This is a genomic window from Klebsiella sp. OBRC7, from assembly GCF_000293135.1.
Lineage (GTDB): Bacteria > Pseudomonadota > Gammaproteobacteria > Enterobacterales > Enterobacteriaceae > Klebsiella > Klebsiella michiganensis.
On sequence record NZ_ALNJ01000151.1, the window covers coordinates 21,273 to 43,169 of the forward strand.

Here is a 21,897-nt window from a genome sequence, read left to right on the forward strand (position 1 = left end):
CTTTACATTTCCTCCGCCAGACAAACAAAAAACCCCCGCCGTAGCGAGGGTTCCGAATTTGGTGGAGCTAAGCGGGATCGAACCGCTGACCTCTTGCATGCCATGCAAGCGCTCTCCCAGCTGAGCTATAGCCCCACAGGACCCCTTTACGAACCAAACCTGATGGGTGCAGGTGTTGGTGGAGCTAAGCGGGATCGAACCGCTGACCTCTTGCATGCCATGCAAGCGCTCTCCCAGCTGAGCTATAGCCCCGTAACGTAAAGCGTGTCGTGTTGACGGGCGGCATAATATGAATTCCTTCGCCAGGTGTCAACGGCAAAATCAATCCCGGCTATTTGATCGCTGAAAAAGCAGGCAAACGGCTGACATTGCGAGCCTTATCGCAGCCAGAAGTTAAACATGTCACCCTTTCCTTTAAAAGGATGCTATAACATGTGCAACTAATTCCCACATATTTACTCAGGAAATAGTATGCTCAAGGAACGAATGACACCTGAAGAAATAGCGCATCTGACTGGCTTCAGTCGGCAAACGATTAACAAATGGGTACGTAAAGAGGGATGGCAAACGTCCCCGCGCCCCGGCGTACAGGGCGGCAAAGCGCGCCTCGTACATGTTAATGAGCAGGTTCGCGAGTTTATTCGCAGCGCGCAGCGCGTGGCTGAAAACCCTGTCCCCTATTCCGCAACGGATAACGATCTCGAATCTCTGCTGCTTACCCTGTGTAAAGAGATGACGCCGGGAGAGCAAAAGCTGCTGATGTCGCTGCTGCTGCGTGAAGGAATCACCGGGTTACTCAACCGACTCGGTATTCGCGATCGGTGAAAGCATGATGAAACTTAAAGATAAAATGACCCCAGCGGAGCTCGCCGAGTGCCTTAACCTCGCCCGGCAAACCATTAACCGCTGGGCCAGAGAACAAAAATGGCGGACGGAACCGATCCCCGGAGTCAAAGGCGGACGCGCTCGCCTTATCGTCATCGACAGGTCGGTGATCGATTTCCTGGCAAATATCCCGGCGCTGCGGCATCTGACCATAGATAACCAGCTGGCGGAACCGACCGTCAAATACTATGTGAACGATGTGGACACAATCTGGCGCCAGATAGTCGAGACCATGCACCTGATGACCCCAACTGAGCAGCTGCACCTGCGGGATTTTCTTGCGCGTGAGGGGATCAGCGGGTTTCTGTCCCGGCTTGGCATTACTGATGCGAATTAACGGGCAAAAAAAACTGCGGGGTTCGCTATCCCCGCAGTTTTACGATGGCTGTATCAGGATCAGGATTGCTGGCTTTCGCGTTCAGCAATAAAGTCCAGCGCCTTGTTGATACGTTCTACGCTACGTGATTTACCGATCGCATGGACGGTCACATCAAGCGCCGGAGACTGACCCGCACCGGTCACCGCGACGCGCAGCGGCATCCCCACTTTTCCCATCCCCACTTCCAGCTCATCGGCCGTCGCCTGAATCGCATGATGGACGTTTTCCGCCGTCCAGTCGCTGATGGCGGCTAATTTGTCGCGCACCACTTCCAGCGGCTGACGGGCAACTGGACGCAGATGTTTTTTCGCCGCATCGGCATCAAACTCGGCAAAATCTTCATAGAAATAACGGCAGCTCGCCGCCATCTCTTTAAGGGTTTTGCAGCGCTCGCCCAGCAGCTTCACCAGCTCAGCCAGCTGCGGGCCGTTACGGGTGTCGATATTTTCCTGCTCAATGTGCCACTGTAAATGCGTTGCCACGTACTCCGGGGCCAGCGAGTTGATATAGTGGTGGTTCAGCCACTGCAGCTTTTCCGTATTGAACGCGCTCGCCGATTTGCTCACCGCCCCCAGGCTGAACAGTTTAATCATCTCTTCGCGAGAGAAAATCTCCTGGTCGCCGCTGGACCACCCCAGACGCACCAGATAGTTCAGCAGCGCTTCCGGCAGGTAGCCGTCGTCGCGATACTGCATAACGCTGACCGCACCGTGCCGCTTGGACAGTTTCTTACCATCATCTCCGTTAATCATCGAGACGTGGGCGTAAACCGGCACCGGCGCATTCAGCGCTTTCAGGATGTTAATCTGGCGCGGGGTATTGTTGATATGGTCTTCGCCGCGAATAACGTGGGTGATTTCCATATCCCAGTCGTCAACCACGACGCAGAAGTTGTAGGTTGGAGAACCATCGGTACGGCGGATAATCAGATCGTCCAGCTCCTGGTTGCTGAATTCGATCGGACCGCGGATCTGGTCGTCAAAAACAACGGAACCCTCTTCCGGGTTGGCAAAACGGACAACGCAAGGTTCGTCATCAGCATGATGTTCGTGGCCATGGCGGCAGCGACCGTCGTAGCGGGGCTTCTCGCCTTTTGCCATTTGCTCTTCACGCAGCGCTTCCAGACGCTCTTTAGAGCAATAGCATTTATAGGCCGTACCCGCTGCCAGCATTTCATCAATAACGGCGTTGTAGCGATCAAAACGCTTGGTCTGGAAGTACGGACCCTCGTCCCATTCCAGGCTCAGCCAGTTCATACCATCCATAATGGCTTCAATGGCCTCCGGCGTAGAGCGCTCAAGATCGGTATCTTCAATACGCAGCACAAACTCACCGCCGTGGTTACGTGCAAAAAGCCAGGAATAGAGAGCAGTACGCGCGCCGCCAACGTGCAGATAGCCTGTCGGGCTGGGCGCGAAGCGAGTTTTGATTTTCATGAAGTGGCCTTACGTTTGATAAAGGTGCCGACACGCGGCAGTGTTCGTTGGATTTTATGGAGGAATATTCTAACACCGTGGGCTGATTCCTCAATGTTGTTACCGTTTCAACGTCACGCTTTCCCCTTTTTGTTTATAAATCATGCGCCACGGATGACATTGCGATCGTTTTGTTTAATTTTACGACGAACAAACAAATTATTTAGAAAAGGCGTTGACTCATTTTCAACTCTCCCTATAATGCGACTCCACACAGCGGGGGTGATTAGCTCAGCTGGGAGAGCACCTCCCTTACAAGGAGGGGGTCGGCGGTTCGATCCCGTCATCACCCACCACTTTCTCGCCAGCTGGATTTCTTGTCGTAAAATGAAGTACCGAAGTGGGTGATTAGCTCAGCTGGGAGAGCACCTCCCTTACAAGGAGGGGGTCGGCGGTTCGATCCCGTCATCACCCACCACTTCGGGTCGTTAGCTCAGTTGGTAGAGCAGTTGACTTTTAATCAATTGGTCGCAGGTTCGAATCCTGCACGACCCACCAATGTAAAAAAGCGCCCTAAAGGCGCTTTTTTGCTATCTGCGATATATAAGATTCGAACCTGCCGCAGGTTCGAGTCGACAAAATTGTCGGGAACAATTTTGCACAACGCGTAGCGTTGCCCGAAGGGCGAGTCTCAGGATGAGACGAGTAGCGAAGAGAGACAATGGAGCCGCCTGCGGCGACAGCCCGGAGGGCGAGCGAAGCGAGTCATCCTGCACGACCCACCAATGTAAAAATGGCGCTGGCGGCGCTTTTTTGCTATCTGCGCTTACAAAGCCGGCACAGGTCTTCATCTTGCTATCCGCCACTGACCATCAATTCACCAGCGCCGTAATCAGCTTCTCCAGCGCGGGCATCGCCTGCTGTTGGTCATAGACGATATACAAATCTGCGGGTATGCGTTCTTCCAGCGGACGAAACACCACCCCCGGCCACGTCATTTGCGCATAGCTATCAGCGATGAGCGTAATACCTATCCCCATACTGACCATCGCCAGAACCGTTTGCGGCTCCATCACTTCACGGATAATCATCGGCGAGAATCCGGCGCTCTGGCACACGCGCTGCAAAAACGTCCAGTCCGTATGTATTGAAGGCATGGTGACAAAATATTCGTTACGCAACGCCGCAAGCGGGATTGCCCTACGCGCGGCAAGCGGATGCTCTTCCGGCATGGCCACCAGAAAAGAGGATTCGTGCAATCGCAGGCTGGTAAATCCAGGAGAAGGCGCTGTCGCCATCCGCCAGACGCCGGCGTCCAGCTCGCGTCGTTCCAGCATCGCCATCTGCATGGCGGGCATGTTCTCGCGGAAAAGCACCTCTACGTTAGGGTTCTCTTTCAAAAAACGCCGCATCACCGGACGCATTTTTCCCCACATAGCCGTACCTATCACGCCCAGCTCTACCCGTCCCGCCTCACCCCGCCCAATCTGTTCCACGCGCGCCAGCGCCTGATTCGCGCTGGAAAGCAGACGACGGGACTCCTCCATCAGGATTTTTCCTGCGTGGGTCAACGCTACGCTGCGGGAGTGGCGAACAAACAGCAGCGTGCCAAGCTGCTGCTCCAGGTCTTTAATGTGAATGCTGAGCGGAGGTTGCGACATGTTCAGACGGGCCGCCGCACGACCAAAATGCAGCTCTTCGGCAACAGCCAGAAAATAGCGCAATAACTTCAGATCGATACGATGCGTGCGTTCCATGGATCATGCGCTCCTGAGGCATAAAGATAATGCGCAAAGTTACCACACTGCATCAGAAAAAATGAAACGGCGGAACATGTGCCCGCCGCGGAAGAGGATTAATGCGTCAGCGCTTTTTTCGTTAACTTCTCAGGTTCATGTTTATATTTGAAGAACACGGCAAAAATAACCGCCAGCAGCAATGAATAGGCCGCGAATACCAGCCAGATGGTCTGCCACTCTTTTACGCCATCAACAGAGAAGTAATCCACGGCCATGCCGCTGAGAACCGAACCTACCCACGCGCCAACACCGTTCACCATGGTCATAAACAACCCCTGCGCGCTGGCGCGAATATGCGCCCCCGCCTCTTGCTCTACGAACACCGACCCTGAAATATTAAAGAAGTCGAATGCGCAGCCGTAAACGATCATCGACATCAGCAGCAGAACAAAACCGAACGGAGACGGATCGCCAAAGGCAAAAAAGCCAAAGCGCAGCGTCCATGCCAGCATACTCATCAGCATGACCGTTTTAATACCAAAGCGTTTCAGAAAGAACGGAATGGTGAGAATAAAGGCGACTTCCGCCATCTGCGAGACCGAAAGCAAAATAGAGGGATAACGTACGACAAAGCTGTCGGCAAACGCCGGGTTGCGGGCGAAATCATGTAGAAAGGGGTTACCGAAGACGTTGGTTATTTGCAGTACCGCCCCGAGCATCATCGCGAAGAAAAAGAAAATGGCCATCCGCGGATTTTTAAACAATACGAATGCATCCAGTCCCAGCCTCGTGGCCAATGTGGTGCCAGGTTTCTTCTCGGTCACAGGAATTTTCGGTAGCGTAAGCGCATAAATCGCCAGTAATAACGACGCGGCAGAGGCGATATAAAGCTGCGCGCTGCTCAACTCCAGCCTCATCAGGCTCACCGTCCACATGGCAACAATAAAACCAAGAGTGCCAAATACGCGAACAGGAGGAAACGCGGTCGCCGGATCCTGGCCGGACTGCGCCAGACATGAATAGGAGATGCTATTAGACAACGAGATAGTCGGCATATAGGCCATCGCGTTAATCAGCATTACCCAGAACATCGTCTCCGGATCGGTGACGGTCGTTGCATAAAGAAGCACTCCCGCGCAGACCAGGTGGCAGAGCATATAGGCCCGCTCTGCACGTAGCCATTTATCGGCAACGATCCCCATAATGGCGGGCATGATAATGGCCGCCAGCCCTTTGGAACTATAGACAATGCCGACATTTGCCCCGGTGAAATGCAGCGTGTTTATCATGTAAGAACCCAGGGTGACCAGCCAGCTACCCCAGATAAAATATTGCAAAAACGACATGAGTTTTAAGCGAGAGGCGATACCCATTTTTCCGTTCCCTGCCATTAAAGTAAGACCCCGCAAGCGGGGTCAATATTTATTATTTTTTCAGGCCAGTTTGCGTAAGAAGCCGCAGATCAGGTTAATAAAGTTCTGCCGGGAGAGTTCGGCCGCCGCCAGGGTTTGCGCGTGAGATAGTTTCACATCGCCGAGGCCCTCAGCCAGATTGGTAATGGCTGAGACGGCCACCACTTTCAGCTCGCAATGGCGGGCAGCGATGACTTCCGGCACGACGGACATCCCCACCACATCGCCGCCGATAATCTGCATCATGCGAATCTCCGCCGCCGTTTCAAAATTCGGCCCGGGATAAGAGACAAATACGCCTTCAGTCAGCGAAAACCCCTCCTCCTCCGCTACGCGCTGCAGAACGGCGCGGTAATCCGCGTCATAGGCGTTGGCCAGGGAGAAGAAGCGTTCGCCGAAGCGCTCATCATTCAGGCCCACCATTGGCGTACCCGGCATCGTGTTAATATGGTCGCTGAGCGCCACCAGGCTTCCCGGCCCCACTTCCGGACGTAAAGAACCGGCCGCGTTAGTACAAAACAGCAGTTCACACCCCAGCAGCTTTAGCGTGCGGATGGCATCAGTCATCACCGTCATGCCCCGACCTTCATAGAAGTGCCCACGCCCTTTCATGCAGGCAACGGGTACGCCGGCCAGATTTCCAAGCACCAGTTCGCCGGCATGGCCGTGGACCGTACTTACCGGGAAGCCGGGCAGCTTCTCGTAGGAAATCGCCACCGCATCTTCAATTTGTTCCGCCAGCGCCCCAAGACCCGACCCCAGTATAAAGGCCACCCGCGGCGTAAAATCCGGCTTATATCCGCGAATAATATCGGCGCTATACCAAGGGTTCTGTGAGAAAAGCGTGTCGCTCATAAGCTGTCCTTAAAAACTGAAGAATGGATAAAATGATTGGCTACCATCTTGTTATAACGATGCGACGCAATCGATTACCAATACAGTTTTCCCGGACGTTTGATACTAAAAAGCTATTGATTTCATTTCTGATACAAGGGGTCGTTCTCGCGTAAGGCGGTAAGCCGGGCCGCCTGCAGCCGCACCACCTCCCACAGCGCCTCTGCGGCTGTCGATAGCGAGCGGTTTTTACGCCGCGCCAGCATCAGCTGGCGTTCCACCACCGGGGTGAGCCGCTTCACCTGCAGATGACTTCCCTGAGGGAGCGGCAGCGCTAACGCAGGTAGGATGCTGATGCCTATCCCCGACTCAACCATTGGAAATAGCGTGGCCGGATGACCAATTTCCTGCACGATATTTGCGGTAACGGCGAATCCCGCGAGCGCGGCGTCAATCAGCGGCCGGCTACCCGAAGCATAATCCTGCAAAACCAGCCGCTGGTCATGCAGCGCATGCCAGCTCACCGCATCCCTTTTAGCGAAAGGGTGATCGCGACGGCAAAGCAGCAGGAAAGGTTCAGCGAGAACCGCCTCACACTGCAAATCGGTCGCGGCGCCAGGGTCGATAACAATGCCAAAATCCACTTCTCCCTGGCGGATGCTCTCCAGCACCCACTGCTGGGGGCGATCGTGCAGAACGAAATCTATCTCCGGATAGCGACGGTTGCTGTAGGCGATGCACTGCGGGATCAAATGGGCGGAAATGGTCTGGCTGGCCGCCACCCGCACGGTTCCCATAAGCTGCTGCCCGACGCGCCCGGCCTCACGCAACGTGCCGTTTAACTCATCCAGCAGGCGCTCAAGCCGGGCCGCCAGCTGCTGTCCGGCTTCCGTGAGCACCACTTCGCGCGTCGTTCGGTCAAGCAGGCGTACGCCGGTCTGATGTTCCAGCTCTTTCACGCTGTGGCTTACCGCTGACTGACTCAGGCCAATACTTTCCCCTGCCCGGCTAAAGCTTTTGACGCGAGCAACGGTCACAAAAACCTTCAACTGACGTAGCGAATAATTCATCTCTTTTTTTCATGAATAGATGCAATAAATCGATTTTATTTCTCAAACTAAAGAAAGCACAATAGCGACATCGATTTTCAGGAGCGTTTATGAAATTTTTCCGCATTCTTGATCCATTCACCCTGACGTTAGTCACCGTCGTCCTGCTGGCCTCCTTCTTTCCTGCGCGCGGCGGATTTGTCCCCTTCTTTGAACATTTAACCACCGCCGCCATCGCGCTGCTTTTCTTTATGCACGGCGCCAAGCTCTCGCGTGAGGCGATCGTTGCCGGGGGCAGCCACTGGCGTTTACATCTCTGGGTCATGTGCAGCACGTTTATCGTTTTTCCCGTGCTTGGCGTGCTGTTCGCCTGGTGGGCGCCCGTTAACGTCGATCCGGCGCTTTATACCGGGTTTATTTATCTCTGCATTCTCCCCGCCACCGTCCAGTCAGCCATTGCATTTACCTCTCTGGCGGGCGGCAACGTGGCGGCTGCGGTATGCTCAGCTTCGGCCTCAAGCCTGCTGGGGATCTTCATTTCGCCACTGCTGGTCGGCCTGTTGATGAACCTGCACGGCGCGGGGGGGAGTCTGGAGCAGGTTGGCAAAATCATGCTGCAGCTGCTGCTGCCGTTTGTGCTGGGACATCTCTCTCGTCCGTGGATTGGCAACTGGGTGGCAAAACATAAAAAGTGGATCTCGAAAACCGACCAGACCTCCATCCTGCTGGTGGTCTATTCGGCGTTCAGCGAGGCGGTTGTTAACGGTATCTGGCACAAAGTCGGCGTCGGTTCGCTGCTGTTTATCGTTATTGTCAGCATGGTGCTGCTGGCGATTGTGATTGCGATTAACGTCTTTGTGGCGCGCAGGTGCGGGTTTAATAAAGCGGATGAAATTACGATTGTCTTTTGCGGGTCGAAAAAGAGCCTGGCGAATGGCATTCCGATGGCCAACATTCTCTTCCCGACCTCTATCCTGGGGATAATGGTGCTGCCGCTGATGATCTTCCACCAGATTCAGCTTATGGTCTGTGCGGTGCTGGCGCGGCGCTATAAGCGCCAGGCCGAAGCGTTACAGGCGCAGGAGAAAAGCCGCGCCTCCGAAGCCTAACGCGGGCGCTTAAGGGGCTCGACCAGGCTGGTCAGCCCCTCCGTTTTAATCAATAGCGTTAATGCCATCAGCTCGCCAAGATGTCCGGCGGGAAATTGATCCTTACGGGCAAACCACAGCAAATACTCTTCCGGCACATCGATTAAGCGCCGCCCTTTGTATTTACCAAACGGCATTTCCGTATTGGCAATCTCAATAAGCCGATCTTTATCCACGCGACTCTCCGAGCAGACGCAGCATTTCGTCTTCATCGATCACCGCAATTCCCAGCTCCTGCGCTTTGGCAAGCTTAGAGCCCGCCGCCTCCCCGGCGATGACCAGGTCGGTCTTCTTCGACACGCTGCCCGCCACCTTCGCACCCAGCGCAGCCAGCCGGGCTTTCGCATCGTCACGGGAGAGCTGACTCAGGCTACCGGTCAGAACCACCGTTTTGCCGGCAAAGGGGCTATCAATCTCTTCCGCGTTGACCACGACCGGCGCCGGCCAGCGGACGCCTTCTTTACGCAGCTGAGCAATCACTTCGCGGTTGCTCTCTTCGGCAAAGAAATTACGCACGTGCGTGGCAACCACAATCCCGACATCGGGCACTTTTTGCAGATCGTCAATTGAAGCCTGCTCCAGCGCCTCAATGGTGCCAAAGTGGGCCGCTAAACCGGCTGCCGTCGCCTCACCGACTTCGCGGATCCCCAGCGCATAAAGGAAACGGGCAAAGGTGGTCTCTTTGGACTTTTCCAGGGCATCCACCACGTTCTGCGCTGATTTGGGCCCCATGCGATCGAGCCCGGTGAGTTTACCCGGCGTCAGTTGAAAGAGATCGGCCGGCGTATGCACGTACTCTTTTTCAACCAGCTGATCGATGATTTTATCGCCCATACCGTCAACGTCCAGGGCGCGACGGGAGACAAAATGCTTGAGCGCTTCTTTACGCTGAGCTCCGCAGATCAGACCGCCGGTACAGCGCGTCACCACTTCGCCTTCCACGCGTTCAACGTCGGAATGACATACCGGACAATGGGTGGGGAACACGATCTCACGCGTCTCCTCCGGGCGTTCTGAGAGCACGACGTTCACAACCTGAGGGATAACATCGCCGGCGCGGCGAATGACCACCTTATCGCCGATACGCAGCCCCAGACGCTCGATTTCATCAGCATTATGCAGCGTCGCGTTGCTGACCAGGACCCCGGCGACGTGTACCGGCTCCAGACGCGCAACCGGCGTGATGGCGCCAGTGCGCCCGACCTGAAACTCAACGTCACGCACGAAAGTCATCTGCTCCTGCGCCGGAAACTTAAACGCCACCGCCCAGCGCGGCGCGCGGGCTACGAAGCCAAGCTGTTCCTGCAGCGCCAGCGAATCGACTTTGATGACCACGCCGTCGATATCAAACCCCAGCTTCGGCCGATCCTCTTCAACCTGGCGATAGTAAGTAAGCACTTCCTCGGGCGTATGGCAGAGCTTTACACGCTCGCTGACCGGCAGCCCCCAGGACTTAAACTGCTGCAAGCGCGCCGAGTGGCTGGCAGGAAGCTCGCCGCCTTCCAGCACGCCCACGCCGTAGCAAAAGAAAGTGAGTGGACGCTTCGCGGTAATTCGCGGATCGAGCTGGCGTAAAGACCCCGCCGCCGCGTTACGCGGGTTAGCAAAGACTTTACCTCCGGTTCGCCGCGCCTCTTCATTAATTTTTTCAAACCCTGCCTGCGGCAGGAACACCTCTCCGCGCACCTCAAGCCGCTGCGGAATATTGTCACCGCGTAGCTTCAGGGGAATCGCGCGGATGGTACGCACGTTGGAGGTAATATCTTCACCGGTCGCTCCATCGCCGCGGGTCGCCGCCTGCACCAGTAGGCCGTTTTCATACAGGATACTGACCGCCAGGCCATCCAGCTTGAGCTCGCAGCAGTAAGTCAGGTTATCGGTATTTTTCAGGCGATCCTGTACCCGCTTGTTGAACGCGAGGAAGCTCTCCTCATCAAAAACGTTGTCCAGCGACAGCATCGGGACTTCATGGCGAATCTGGCTAAAAGAGGCTAACGGTGCGGCACCGACGCGCTGGGTGGGCGAGTCCGGGGTGATCAGCTCAGGGTGCTGAGCTTCCAGCTCGCGCAGTTCGCGCATTAACCGATCGTATTCCGCATCAGGGATTTCCGGCGTATCCATGACGTGGTAGAGATATTCATGATGGCGAAGCGTGGTTCGCAGTTCAGTCAGTTTTTGTTCGTTCGATTCCATATCACACCATCAATGATAAAAAACCCCCGACGGGCGGGGGTTCAGGATAAGTAGATGAAACGCAAGAAGATGAATCAGGCGTTAGCCTCTTTCACTTCACGAATTCGGTCTTGATATTCACGCAATTTTTGCGGCGTCATCATACGACGCTGGTCATCCAGCACTACGCCGCCGACTTCATCGGCAATGTACTGCGCGGACTGCAGCATCAGCTTAAAGTTTTGCAGTTCATCGCCAAAGGACGGAACCTGCATAAAGATAGTCACCCCGGGCGTCATCATATCCGCCATGCTGTCAGGATTGAAGGTGCCAGGCTTAACCATATTGGCCAGACTGAAGAGCACCTGGCCGCTGCCGTCCGGGCTGAGGTGGCGATGGAAGATATTCATATCGCCAAATTTGAAGCCCGCCTGCTGGATGCTATTGATGAGAAGCTCGCCGTTGAGCTGCGAACCGTGGTGCGCAGCGACGTTCATCACGATGACCGTCTCCTTACGCTCTTTAGGCTGCGGCGCGGCCTGCTGCGGCTCAGGGGCCTGAGGTTCCGGCGCCGGGTGCGGCTCTGGAGCGGCGGCAGGTTGTTGAACCGGCTGCTGCACATGCTGAACGGGTTGCTGCACATGCTGAACGGGCTGCTGCACATGCGGAACGGGCTGCGGCTGTACCGGCTGCTGAGGCGGCACGGCGCGCTGCGGCTGCTGGACCGGGGCCTGGGCGTGAACGGGCTGATGTTGCGGCTGCTGCGGTGCACGGACAGGCTCTTCCGGGCGCACAGGTGGCTGTTGCGCCTGACGCTCATAAGGAGGCTGATACTGGTGCTGCGGCTGACGAGGTGCTTCATGCTCCCCATGAACGCCATTCGGCGCATGACTGGTCCGATGAACCCGGACTTCACCAACGCCTTCAACATCGTCATCAAAGTCGTCGCCTTCCGACGCTTCATCGTCGCGAGACTTCATACGTTTCAGTGGGCGATCGCGAAACATCGAGGAGCGTTCTTTACGGCTGGTCCAGAAACCGTGCACCAGTAAAGCGATTATGGCGATCGCGCCAACAATGATTAATATCAGACGCAAATCCTGCATCATTATATTCTCTGTTGTTCTAACACCTTGCCACCACGGCAAACATTTACTCACTAAGAGTATTTGCCGATTACATCAAGTGCAAGTGCGTCGGGGGCTTTCACTACATAAAGATGAACTAAATCGTGCTTTTTGCTGTTTTTTCGAACATTTCCTAACTGGTTATTGTCTGCTAACCCGATAAAATAGCCCGGCATTCAGCCTGGATGTCAAAAAAGGAGCATTACCTGACTATGGTTTCATCATCCGTAACGACCCCGCGCAGTGGCGTCTACTATTTTTCGCAGGGTTGGAAGCTGATCGGGCTGCCGGGGATCCGTCGATACGTATTCCTCCCTTTACTCGTCAACATTATTCTGATGGGCGGCGCATTCTGGTGGCTGTTCACGCGTCTGGACAGCTGGATCCCTTCGTTGATGAGCCATGTTCCTGAATGGCTGCAATGGCTTAACTATCTGCTGTGGCCCATGGTGGTCATATCTATTCTGCTTGTCTTCGGCTACTTCTTCTCAACAATCGCCAACTGGATTGCCGCGCCCTTTAGCGGCCTGCTGGCCGAGCAGCTTGAAGCGCGCCTGACGGGCGCGACGCCGCCGGACGTCGGGGTTTTCGGCATCCTGAAAGATGTGCCGCGCATCATGAAGCGCGAGTGGCAGAAGTTCGCCTGGTACCTGCCGCGGGCCATCGTCCTTTTGCTTCTCTACTTTATCCCCGGTATCGGCCAGACCGTCGCCCCCGTGCTGTGGTTCCTGTTCAGCGCCTGGATGCTGGCGATTCAGTACTGCGATTACCCTTTTGATAACCATAAGGTGCCGTTTAAAACGATGCGTCAGGCGCTGCGCACGCGCAAAGTGACCAATATGCAGTTTGGCGCCCTGACCAGCCTGTTTACCATGATCCCGGTGCTAAACCTGGTCATCCTGCCCGTCGCAATTTGCGGCGCGACGGCGATGTGGGTCGATTGCTACCGTGACAAACACGCCATGTGGAAGTAGCGCTATCGCTTTCGGAGCGGCTTATGCCGCTCCTTATTACTTCTGGCTTGTCATTATTTCTCTTCTGAATATAGATATGCTAAATCCTTACTTCCGCATATTCTTTAAGCGGGTATGCTGAAGCCGTACTCCCAAATTTCATACAGTTAAGGACGGGCCATGAGTAAGATTTTTGAAGATAACTCCCTGACTATCGGCCATACGCCGCTGGTACGACTGAACCGTATCGGTAACGGACGCATCCTGGCAAAGGTAGAATCTCGTAACCCGAGCTTTAGCGTAAAATGCCGTATCGGTGCCAATATGATTTGGGATGCCGAAAAACGCGGCGTGCTGAAGCCGGGCGTTGAGCTGGTGGAACCGACCAGCGGTAATACCGGTATCGCGCTGGCCTACGTGGCTGCGGCGCGCGGTTATAAACTGACGCTGACGATGCCGGAGACCATGAGCATCGAACGCCGCAAGCTGCTGAAGGCCCTGGGCGCTAACCTGGTGCTGACCGAAGGCGCCAAGGGCATGAAAGGTGCCATCCAGAAAGCCGAAGAAATTGTCGCCAGCAACCCGGAAAAATTCCTCCTGCTCCAGCAGTTCAGCAACCCGGCCAACCCGGAAATTCATGAAAAAACCACCGGCCCGGAAATCTGGGAAGATACCGATGGTCAAATCGACGTCTTCATCTCCGGCGTCGGTACTGGCGGTACGCTGACCGGCGTGAGCCGCTATATCAAAGGCACCAAAGGTAAAAAAGATCTGCTTACCGTTGCCGTTGAACCTACCGACTCCCCGGTTATCGCCCAGGCGCTGGCAGGCGAAGAGCTGAAGCCAGGCCCGCACAAAATCCAGGGTATTGGCGCAGGCTTTATCCCAGGCAACCTGGATTTGAAGCTGGTGGATAAAGTGGTGGCTATTACCAATGAAGAAGCCATTTCCACCGCCCGTCGCCTGATGGAAGAGGAAGGCATTCTGGCCGGCATCTCTTCCGGCGCTGCCGTTGCCGCTGCGCTGAAGCTGCAGGAGGATGAAGCCTTTACCAACAAGAATATTGTGGTTATCCTACCCTCTTCAGGTGAGCGCTATTTAAGCACCGCATTGTTTGCCGATCTCTTCACCGAGAAAGAACTGCAACAGTAATGCCAGCTTGTTAATATCGTGTAAAAAAGCACCTTTCCAGGTGCTTTTTTGTGGCGCACATCAAACTTTTACCCCTCCTGGCATTGATTCACTTCGTTGGGTCTGGTATTTAACCAACACATTTATTTCGATGCGCGAAATTATTCCGATTTGGATTTCCATAAGCTGAATCGATTTTATGATTTGGTTCAAGTCTTCCTTTAGCGGCATAATGTTTAATGACGTGGTAGACGTTAACGGCCTGAAGGTTTCCACAGCGATTTTCCGCTGATGGTGCCGGAGCCGGATACGTGATGCCGGCGCTAACGATACAGGCTAAAGTTTGGCCGTTAGGCTAAACTTTAGGTCCACAACACTAAACCTATAAGTTGGGGAAATATAATGTTCCAGCAAGAAGTTACTATTACCGCTCCGAACGGTCTGCACACCCGCCCTGCTGCTCAGTTTGTTAAAGAAGCAAAAGGCTTCACTTCTGAGATCACTGTAACCTCCAACGGCAAAAGCGCCAGCGCCAAAAGCCTGTTCAAACTGCAGACTCTGGGCCTGACCCAGGGTACCGTTGTCACTCTCTCTGCCGAAGGCGAAGACGAGCAAAAAGCAGTTGAGCATCTGGTAAAACTGATGGCTGAACTCGAGTAAGTTCACGGGTTCTTTTTAATATCAGTCACAAGTAAGGTAGGGTTATGATTTCAGGCATTTTAGCATCCCCGGGTATCGCTTTCGGCAAGGCACTTCTGCTGAAAGAAGATGAAATTGTCATCGACCGGAAGAAAATTTCTGCCGATAAGGTTGATCAGGAAGTTGAACGTTTTCTGAATGGCCGCACCAAGGCCTCCGCCCAGCTGGAGGTCATCAAAACCAAAGCTGGTGAAACTTTCGGTGAAGAAAAAGAAGCCATCTTCGAAGGGCACATCATGCTGCTGGAAGATGAGGAGCTTGAGCAGGAAATCATAGCCCTGATTAAAGATAAGCATATGACTGCCGATGCGGCAGCCAATGAAGTTATCGAAGGTCAGGCTACTGCCCTGGAAGAACTGGATGACGAATACCTGAAAGAGCGTGCCGCTGACGTACGCGACATCGGTAAGCGCCTGCTGCGCAACATCCTTGGTCTGGCCATCATCGATCTGAGCGCGATTCAGGATGAAGTTATCCTGGTAGCCGCTGACCTGACCCCGTCTGAAACTGCACAGCTGAACCTGAACAAGGTGCTGGGCTTCATCACCGACGCGGGCGGCCGTACTTCCCACACCTCCATCATGGCGCGCTCCCTTGAACTGCCGGCCATCGTGGGGACCGGTAGCGTGACTACCCAGGTGAAAAACGGCGACTATCTGGTTCTCGATGCGGTGAATAATCAGGTTCTGGTTAACCCGAGCGACCAACAAATCGAAGAACTACGCAACCTGCAGGCTCAGGTCGCTGAAGAGAAAGCGGAGCTGGCTAAGCTGAAAGACCTGCCGGCCATTACGCTGGACGGCCATCAGGTTGAAGTCTGTGCCAACATCGGTACCGTACGCGACGTTGAAGGTGCCGAACGTAACGGCGCGGAAGGCGTTGGTTTGTATCGTACAGAATTCCTGTTCATGGACCGCGACTCGCTGCCGACTGAAGAAGAACAGTTCGCAGCATACAAAGCCGTTGCCGAAGCGTGCGGCTCGCAGGCGGTTATCGTTCGCACCATGGACATCGGCGGCGACAAAGAGCTGCCGTACATGAACTTCCCGAAAGAAGAGAACCCGTTCCTCGGCTGGCGCGCAGTGCGCATCGCCATGGATCGCAAAGAGATTCTGCGCGACCAGGTTCGTGCTATCCTGCGCGCTTCCGCTTTCGGTAAACTGCGCATCATGTTCCCGATGATCATCTCTGTTGAAGAAGTGCGTGCACTGAAGAAAGAGATCGAAATCTACAAACAGGAACTGCGCGACGAAGGTAAAGCTTTTGATGAGGCAATTGAGATTGGCGTGATGGTGGAAACCCCAGCCGCTGCGACAATTGCGCGTCACTTAGCCAAAGAAGTTGATTTCTTTAGTATCGGTACCAATGATTTAACGCAGTATACTCTGGCAGTTGACCGTGGTAATGATATGATTTCACATCTTTACCAGCCAATGTCCCCGTCCGTGCTGACGCTGATTAAGCAAGTTATTGATGCTTCTCATGCTGAAGGCAAATGGACTGGCATGTGCGGTGAGCTTGCGGGCGATGAACGTGCTACACTTCTGTTGCTGGGTATGGGTCTGGACGAGTTCTCTATGAGCGCCATTTCCATCCCGCGCATCAAGAAGATTATCCGTAACACGAACTTCGAAGATGCGAAAGTATTAGCAGAGCAGGCTCTTGCTCAACCGACAACGGACGAGTTAATGACGCTGGTTAACAAGTTCATTGAAGAAAAAACAATCTGCTAATTCACGAGATGCGCGGCCCAAATTACTGCTTAGGAGAAGATCATGGGTTTGTTCGATAAATTGAAATCTCTGGTTTCTGATGACAAAAAAGACACCGGAACTATTGAGATTGTTGCCCCGCTCTCTGGCGAGATCGTCAACATTGAAGACGTGCCGGATGTAGTTTTTGCGGAAAAAATTGTGGGTGATGGCATTGCTATCAAACCTACTGGCAACAAAATGGTTGCGCCGGTAGATGGTACCATCGGTAAAATTTTTGAAACCAACCATGCGTTTTCAATCGAATCTGATAGCGGCATCGAGCTGTTCGTTCACTTCGGTATTGATACCGTTGAGCTGAAAGGCGAAGGCTTCAAACGTATCGCCGAAGAAGGCCAGCGTGTGAAAGTCGGCGACCCGGTTATCGAATTCGATCTGCCGCTGCTGGAAGAGAAAGCCAAGTCTACCCTGACTCCGGTTGTTATCTCCAACATGGACGAGATCAAAGAGCTGATCAAACTGTCCGGTAGCGTAACCGTGGGTGAAACACCGGTTATCCGCATCAAGAAGTAATTCTTGCCGCAGAAGAATGGCGCCTCTCGGGCGCCATTTTTTTATCTCGCCGCTTTAAACGGCCGATAGCACTTCTCCCGCGAAATTATTTTCATCCCTTCTGGGCCGCTTTCCAGAATCCGCTTCTCGCTGTCAGAAACCTGTAAATCACACTGATATCCGCCAATGGCGCCAAATAAAGATCCCACTTCGCAGACATCCTCAAGGGCTTCGCTGCCGGTGGTCTCAAAATGGCCGACGACTCTTCCCTGCTGACGCACCACTAAACGATAGCTCTTCATTCTCCCTCCCTATGCGGCGGAAGAATGAGCTCATCGCAGCCCTGTTCATTGGTCCAGGTCATAACCGCCAGCACCCGCTGCGCGGCAGCGCGGGCGGCCTCGCCCAGCTGCATTCCGCACACCAGGCCGCTCGCCAGTTCGGCGCAAAAAAGGTCACCCGTTCCCTTCAGATCGGTTTCAACGCGCGGATGTTCAACCACCTCGACCGACTGCGCGCTAACCACCAGCACGTTGATCGTGGCGCTATTCTCTCCCGGCGCGCTGGTGATAACGACCCATTTCAGTGAATCAGAGAGCAGACTACGGGCGGCAATAATCGCCTCCTGCTGATTATGGCAAGGCAGACCGCTTAGCGTCTCCAGCTCAAACAGATTGGGCGTGATCCCCTGCGCCAGCGGGAGCAAATGCGTACGATAGGCTTCAGGGATCTCGGCCTTGACGTAGATGCCGCTATCCACATCGCCAATGACGGGATCAACGAGAATACACAGTTCAGGATGCTGCTCGCGAATGCGCAGCAGCCATTGCGCCAGACGCTTAATCTGCACGGCGCTGCCCATATAGCCGGTCGTTACCGCCCGCAGCTCGCGCAGGGCGTCACGCTCCTCCAGCGCCTTTAAATAGCCGGCAAACCACTCTTCCGGGATAACGCCGCCATAGTAAGTATCATAATGCGGCGTATTGCTGAACAGCACCGTCGGCACCGCGATGACCCGCAGGCCGTGCTGCTTTATCGCCGGTATCGCAATACTGTTGCCTACGCTGCCGTAGACCACCTGCGACTGCACGGCCACAATATCGACCTCAAGCGCCCGACTTTTATCGTTGAAGAGCACCGATTGTATTTCATCTTGCTGGCCCATCCTTTCTCCCCCCGCTGGACAGCGGGTCATACTCTGATTATCATTCGTCCTATGCTAAAATTCATTTTGTCATAGGTCAATAATGATCGTTGGAAAAACTGCCAGTGAGATCTTCGATAGCATCCGCCATCTGGTACAAAGTGGCGCGCTCAAGCCTGGCGATGTTTTACCGCCGGTCCGCGAGCTGGCGGGCAAGCTGTCGGTTAACCGCAATACCGTCGCTGCTGCCTATAAGCGACTGGTGACCTCTGGCCTGGCTATCAGCCAGGGGCGTAATGGTACCGCCATTAAAACCCATAATACCCTTCCCGCCCTTGAAGGTGGCGATCCCTCTTCGCCGCTGAAGGATATCTCCAGCGGCAATCCCGACCCCGCTCGCCTGGCAAACCTCAAGCACTATCTCGGCGCAATTGCGCCAGCGCCTCGCCTGTACGGCGATGCGGCGGTTGAACCACGGCTGGCCGCGTGGGCCAGCAGTTGGATTAACAACGATGTGAACCTGGATGCCGATATTAACCTTGCCAGCGGCGCCGTCGATGCGCTTGAGCGCCTGCTATGCGCCCTGCTGCTGCCCGGCGATAGCGTGGCCATCGAAGACCCCTGTTTTCTCAGCAGCATCAATATGCTGCGCTACGCCGGTTTTAGCCCTTCGCCGGTACCGGTCGACGGGGAAGGCATGCAGCCTGAGGCCCTTGAAGAGGCGCTGCGCAACGGCGCCCGGGCGGTCATTATTACCCCGCGCGCGCACAATCCGACCGGCTGTAGCCTCAGCGAATCCCGCGCCCGGGCAATACGCGAAATACTGGCCCGCTATCCGCAGGTTCTGGTGATTGTTGACGACCATTTCGCGCTGCTCTCCGCCACGCCCTGGTACTCCCCTATCGCCGCGGAAAGCCAGCGTTGGGCGCTGGTACGCTCCCTGTCAAAAACCCTGGGGCCGGATATGCGTCTGGCCATCGTCGCCAGCGACGCTGACACGTCGGCGGCGCTGCGACTGAGGCTTAATTCCGGTAGCCAGTGGGTCAGCCATCTGTTGCAGGATCTGGTCATCGCCTGCCTTAACGACAACACCTTTATGGCCTCTCTGGCGCAAACCCGGCGCCACTATCGTCAGCAGCATGAAAAGCTGATTGCCGCCCTCGCCAGCCGCGGAATCACCCACCTGACGCCGGGAGACGGCCTTAATTTTTGGTTCCCGCTGGAAGAGCCGAGCCAGCCGGTAGCGCTCCGTCTGGCGCACGCCGGCTGGCTGGTTCGCGAAGGCGAAACGTTCGGCATTCGCGCCCCTTCGCACGGGCTGAGGCTGTCGCTTGCGACGCTCAGCGACAATGAAATGAATAAGCTCGCCAATGACTTATACCAGATATTACAACAACAGTGACGGGAGTTAACGCTATGCAGATCCATTTTATCGTCCATGAAGTCTTTGAAGCGCCAGGAGCTTACCTGCACTGGGCGCAGGCGCGCGGCTACGGTATCAGCTGGTCGCGGGTTTACGCGGGGGACAGGCTACCGGAAAACGCCAACGCCTTTGATATGCTGGTTGTGCTCGGCGGCCCGCAGTCGCCGCGCACGACATTATCTGAGTGCCCCTGGTTTGATAGCCACGCCGAGCAGCGTTTGATTGCGCAGGCCATTGCCGCAGGACGGATCGTGGTAGGGATTTGCCTGGGCTCGCAGCTTATCGGTGAAGCGCTGGGCGCGCCGGTCATGCAAAGTCCGGAAAAAGAGGTGGGTCACTATCCCATCACGCTCACCACCGCGGGCCTGCAGGATGACAAACTGGCCCATTTTGGCCCCTCGCTGGTCGTCGGCCACTGGCATAACGATATGCCAGGCCTGACGCCGGAGGCGGAAGTGATGGCCTCCAGCGAAGGCTGCCCGCGGCAAATTGTGAAATACAGCGACCGGGTTTATGGCTTCCAGTGCCACATGGAGTTTGATGCTGAGGTCATTGAGCTGCTGATCGCCCATTCGCAGCAGGAACTTAGCGCCGCCAGAGGCAGGCGTTTCATTCGTAGTGAACAGGAGATGCGTGCCTGGGATTATCGCGAAATGAATGAGAAGCTATGGGCGTTTCTTGATAAGCTGACGGCAAAGTAAGCAAAAGGCTTTTATTAAAGCCCGACAGTTTAAGGATCGCCAGAAATGCACAATCCCAACCCACAGCTTAAAGCCGCCATCGAAGCCTGCGATCGCGCTATCTCCCAGGAGGATTACGCGACACTGATGGAGTATTACGCTGAAGACGCCGCGCTGGTCGTCAAGCCAGGCATGGTGGTGCGGGGCAAAGAAAATATCCGCAACGCGTTTATCGCCATTGCCGACTATTTCCAGCACCGGCTGGTGGTGACGCAGGGAAAAATGGAGATTATCGAAGGCGGCGGCAATGCGCTGGTGATTATGGAGACCCGGCTGGATATTCCGACGGCGGAAGCCGGGATAACACAGGTCACGCGTCGCGCAACCTATGTCTTTCGTCAGCAGGGCGAACGCTGGCTCTGCACCGTGGATAACTCCTATGGTACGGACCTGCTCGACGCGCCCGAGGTTTAAATTCCCGCGCCCTGGGTAAAGTGCTCTTCGCCAAATACGCCGGTAGAAAGGTAGCGATCGCCGCGATCGCAAACGATCGCCACCACTACCGCGCCAGGATTTTCACCCGCCACGCGTAGCGCGCCCGCCACCGCGCCGCCGGAACTGACGCCGCAGAAAATCCCCTCCTTCACCGCCAGCATCCGCATGGTGTTTTCGGCATCCTGTTGATGGATATCGAGCACCTCGTCCACCAGCTGCGCGTTAAAAATGCCCGGCATATATTCGGCAGGCCAGCGGCGAATTCCGGGAATACTGCTCCCCTCTTCCGGCTGCAGCCCCACGATGCTCACCGCTTTATCCTGCTCGCGCAGAAAACGCGATACGCCGGTAATGGTGCCGGTGGTACCCATGCTGGAGACAAAATGGGTGATCCGCCCGTCGGTCTGCTGCCAGATTTCCGGCCCGGTAGTGGTGTAGTGCGCGTACGGGTTGTCCGGGTTGTTGAACTGATCGAGCAGCTTGCCTTCGCCGCGCTGCGCCATGGCTAACGCTAAGTCACGCGCGCCTTCCATTCCCTGCTCTTTGGTGACCAGAATCAGCTCCGCACCATAGGCGCGCATGGCGGCACGGCGCTCCTGGCTCATGTTGTCCGGCATCAGCAGCTTCATCTGATAGCCTTTAAGCGCGGCGATCATCGCCAGCGCAATGCCGGTATTGCCGCTGGTCGCTTCAATCAGCACATCTCCGGGCTTAATCTCTCCGCGCTTTTCGGCCTCGACAATCATCGACAGGGCCGCCCTGTCTTTCACCGACCCCGCCGGGTTATTGCCTTCAAGTTTGACCCAGATTTCGCTGCCGTTGTCCGGCCCCATGCGCTGCAGTTTGACCAGAGGCGTGTTGCCGATAGTGTGTTCGAGTGTATTCACGTTTATTGCTCAATAAAAAGCCCGGTAAGCATTACGCCACCGGGCGAAAAACATACGCGAT

Annotated in this window: 22 protein-coding genes and 5 tRNA genes; 14 read left to right on the forward strand and 13 right to left on the reverse strand. The window is 55.2% G+C overall.

Features of this window, described 5'->3' with window-relative positions:
- Positions 1-59 precede the first annotated feature (59 nt).
- Together HMPREF1144_RS29330 and HMPREF1144_RS29335 are read right to left on the reverse strand one after the other, a co-directional pair.
- Positions 60-135, reverse strand: a tRNA-Ala gene (locus tag HMPREF1144_RS29330).
- A gap of 41 nt (positions 136-176) precedes the next feature.
- Positions 177-252 (reverse strand) — tRNA-Ala (locus HMPREF1144_RS29335).
- Positions 253-471: 219 nt separating this feature from the next.
- Here HMPREF1144_RS29335 and HMPREF1144_RS29340 point away from each other — a divergent pair.
- Positions 472-825, forward strand: a complete 354-nt coding sequence (locus tag HMPREF1144_RS29340; RefSeq protein WP_004852968.1) for a YfeC-like transcriptional regulator — start codon at positions 472-474, stop codon at positions 823-825.
- A gap of 4 nt (positions 826-829) precedes the next feature.
- Entirely contained in the window at positions 830-1,222 is a 393-nt protein-coding gene (locus HMPREF1144_RS29345) for a YfeC-like transcriptional regulator (RefSeq protein WP_009654888.1), read from the forward strand.
- Positions 1,223-1,281: 59 nt separating this feature from the next.
- On the opposite strand, the gene gltX is transcribed toward HMPREF1144_RS29345, so the two are convergent.
- Positions 1,282-2,700, reverse strand: coding sequence for a glutamate--tRNA ligase (gltX, locus tag HMPREF1144_RS29350; RefSeq protein WP_004852972.1), 1,419 nt, complete (start codon positions 2,698-2,700; stop codon positions 1,282-1,284).
- A 259-nt stretch (positions 2,701-2,959) separates the two neighbouring features.
- Here gltX and HMPREF1144_RS29355 point away from each other — a divergent pair.
- The 3 genes from HMPREF1144_RS29355 (at position 2,960) to HMPREF1144_RS29365 (ending at position 3,237) form a co-directional block, all read left to right on the forward strand.
- A tRNA-Val gene (locus HMPREF1144_RS29355) sits at positions 2,960-3,035 on the forward strand.
- A gap of 46 nt (positions 3,036-3,081) precedes the next feature.
- A tRNA-Val gene (locus HMPREF1144_RS29360) sits at positions 3,082-3,157 on the forward strand.
- A 4-nt stretch (positions 3,158-3,161) separates the two neighbouring features.
- Positions 3,162-3,237 (forward strand) — tRNA-Lys (locus HMPREF1144_RS29365).
- A 314-nt stretch (positions 3,238-3,551) separates the two neighbouring features.
- On the opposite strand, the gene HMPREF1144_RS29370 is transcribed toward HMPREF1144_RS29365, so the two are convergent.
- The 4 genes from HMPREF1144_RS29370 to HMPREF1144_RS29385 all read right to left on the reverse strand — a co-directional run bounded on the left by HMPREF1144_RS29370 (position 3,552) and on the right by HMPREF1144_RS29385 (position 7,734).
- Positions 3,552-4,436 carry a LysR family transcriptional regulator gene (locus tag HMPREF1144_RS29370; protein ID WP_009654893.1) on the reverse strand — a complete coding sequence of 295 codons (885 nt, stop codon included), beginning with the start codon at positions 4,434-4,436 and terminating at the stop codon, positions 3,552-3,554.
- 98 nt (positions 4,437-4,534) lie between these two features.
- Positions 4,535-5,791 (reverse strand): nucleoside permease, encoded by a 1,257-nt coding sequence (locus HMPREF1144_RS29375; protein WP_009654901.1) that lies wholly within the window; start codon positions 5,789-5,791, stop codon positions 4,535-4,537.
- 60 nt (positions 5,792-5,851) lie between these two features.
- The gene (xapA, locus tag HMPREF1144_RS29380) at positions 5,852-6,685 is read right to left on the reverse strand and encodes a xanthosine phosphorylase (RefSeq protein WP_004852982.1); all 834 of its coding nucleotides are present in this window, start codon (positions 6,683-6,685) and stop codon (positions 5,852-5,854) included.
- Positions 6,686-6,807: 122 nt separating this feature from the next.
- Positions 6,808-7,734, reverse strand: a complete 927-nt coding sequence (locus tag HMPREF1144_RS29385) for a LysR family transcriptional regulator (RefSeq protein ID WP_009654868.1) — start codon at positions 7,732-7,734, stop codon at positions 6,808-6,810.
- Positions 7,735-7,823: 89 nt separating this feature from the next.
- On the opposite strand from HMPREF1144_RS29385, the gene HMPREF1144_RS29390 reads away from it, so the two are divergent.
- On the forward strand, positions 7,824-8,822 hold the full coding sequence (locus tag HMPREF1144_RS29390) for a bile acid:sodium symporter family protein (RefSeq protein ID WP_004852990.1): 999 nt from the start codon (positions 7,824-7,826) through the stop codon (positions 8,820-8,822).
- Here the strand turns inward: HMPREF1144_RS29390 and HMPREF1144_RS29395 are convergent.
- The 3 genes from HMPREF1144_RS29395 to zipA all read right to left on the reverse strand — a co-directional run bounded on the left by HMPREF1144_RS29395 (position 8,819) and on the right by zipA (position 12,142).
- Positions 8,819-9,037, reverse strand: a complete 219-nt coding sequence (locus HMPREF1144_RS29395) for a DUF3820 family protein (RefSeq protein WP_004852992.1) — start codon at positions 9,035-9,037, stop codon at positions 8,819-8,821. The genes HMPREF1144_RS29390 and HMPREF1144_RS29395 overlap by 4 nt on opposite strands.
- Positions 9,030-11,054: an NAD-dependent DNA ligase LigA gene (gene ligA / locus HMPREF1144_RS29400; protein ID WP_009654898.1), complete on the reverse strand. Its 2,025-nt coding sequence runs from the start codon at positions 11,052-11,054 to the stop codon at positions 9,030-9,032. The genes HMPREF1144_RS29395 and ligA overlap by 8 nt, the downstream gene beginning before the upstream one ends.
- Positions 11,055-11,128: 74 nt before the next feature.
- Positions 11,129-12,142 carry a cell division protein ZipA gene (gene zipA, locus HMPREF1144_RS29405; protein ID WP_009654895.1) on the reverse strand — a complete coding sequence of 338 codons (1,014 nt, stop codon included), beginning with the start codon at positions 12,140-12,142 and terminating at the stop codon, positions 11,129-11,131.
- A gap of 230 nt (positions 12,143-12,372) precedes the next feature.
- Between zipA and cysZ the strand changes: the two genes are divergently transcribed.
- The 5 genes from cysZ to crr all read left to right on the forward strand — a co-directional run bounded on the left by cysZ (position 12,373) and on the right by crr (position 17,228).
- Positions 12,373-13,134: a sulfate transporter CysZ gene (cysZ, locus tag HMPREF1144_RS29410; protein ID WP_009654873.1), complete on the forward strand. Its 762-nt coding sequence runs from the start codon at positions 12,373-12,375 to the stop codon at positions 13,132-13,134.
- 159 nt (positions 13,135-13,293) lie between these two features.
- Positions 13,294-14,265 carry a cysteine synthase A gene (gene cysK, locus HMPREF1144_RS29415; RefSeq protein ID WP_009654894.1) on the forward strand — a complete coding sequence of 324 codons (972 nt, stop codon included), beginning with the start codon at positions 13,294-13,296 and terminating at the stop codon, positions 14,263-14,265.
- 381 nt (positions 14,266-14,646) lie between these two features.
- Positions 14,647-14,904, forward strand: coding sequence for a phosphocarrier protein Hpr (gene ptsH, locus HMPREF1144_RS29420; protein WP_002913505.1), 258 nt, complete (start codon positions 14,647-14,649; stop codon positions 14,902-14,904).
- A gap of 44 nt (positions 14,905-14,948) precedes the next feature.
- Positions 14,949-16,676 (forward strand): phosphoenolpyruvate-protein phosphotransferase PtsI, encoded by a 1,728-nt coding sequence (gene ptsI / locus HMPREF1144_RS29425; RefSeq protein ID WP_004852999.1) that lies wholly within the window; start codon positions 14,949-14,951, stop codon positions 16,674-16,676.
- A gap of 42 nt (positions 16,677-16,718) precedes the next feature.
- Positions 16,719-17,228: a PTS glucose transporter subunit IIA gene (gene crr / locus HMPREF1144_RS29430; RefSeq protein WP_000522253.1), complete on the forward strand. Its 510-nt coding sequence runs from the start codon at positions 16,719-16,721 to the stop codon at positions 17,226-17,228.
- 41 nt (positions 17,229-17,269) lie between these two features.
- Here the strand turns inward: crr and HMPREF1144_RS29435 are convergent, their stop codons facing one another.
- Both HMPREF1144_RS29435 and pdxK read right to left on the reverse strand, forming a co-directional pair.
- The gene (locus HMPREF1144_RS29435) at positions 17,270-17,509 is read right to left on the reverse strand and encodes a hypothetical protein (RefSeq protein ID WP_004853003.1); all 240 of its coding nucleotides are present in this window, start codon (positions 17,507-17,509) and stop codon (positions 17,270-17,272) included.
- Positions 17,506-18,372, reverse strand: a complete 867-nt coding sequence (pdxK, locus tag HMPREF1144_RS29440; protein WP_004853005.1) for a pyridoxine/pyridoxal/pyridoxamine kinase — start codon at positions 18,370-18,372, stop codon at positions 17,506-17,508. Before pdxK ends, HMPREF1144_RS29435 begins: the two co-directional genes overlap by 4 nt.
- A gap of 82 nt (positions 18,373-18,454) precedes the next feature.
- On the opposite strand from pdxK, the gene ptsJ reads away from it, so the two are divergent.
- Genes ptsJ through HMPREF1144_RS29455 form a run of 3 tightly spaced genes read left to right on the forward strand, consistent with a single transcriptional unit; the run spans position 18,455 to position 20,928 of the window.
- Complete coding sequence (ptsJ, locus tag HMPREF1144_RS29445; protein ID WP_009654906.1) at positions 18,455-19,753, forward strand: transcriptional regulator PtsJ; 1,299 nt, start codon at positions 18,455-18,457, stop codon at positions 19,751-19,753.
- A 14-nt stretch (positions 19,754-19,767) separates the two neighbouring features.
- The gene (locus tag HMPREF1144_RS29450) at positions 19,768-20,475 is read left to right on the forward strand and encodes a GMP synthase (protein WP_009654866.1); all 708 of its coding nucleotides are present in this window, start codon (positions 19,768-19,770) and stop codon (positions 20,473-20,475) included.
- A gap of 45 nt (positions 20,476-20,520) precedes the next feature.
- Positions 20,521-20,928, forward strand: coding sequence for a YybH family protein (locus HMPREF1144_RS29455; protein ID WP_004853011.1), 408 nt, complete (start codon positions 20,521-20,523; stop codon positions 20,926-20,928).
- Here the strand turns inward: HMPREF1144_RS29455 and cysM are convergent.
- Entirely contained in the window at positions 20,925-21,836 is a 912-nt protein-coding gene (gene cysM / locus HMPREF1144_RS29460; RefSeq protein ID WP_009654909.1) for a cysteine synthase CysM, read from the reverse strand. The genes HMPREF1144_RS29455 and cysM overlap by 4 nt on opposite strands.
- Between the last annotated feature and the right edge of the window lie 61 nt (positions 21,837-21,897).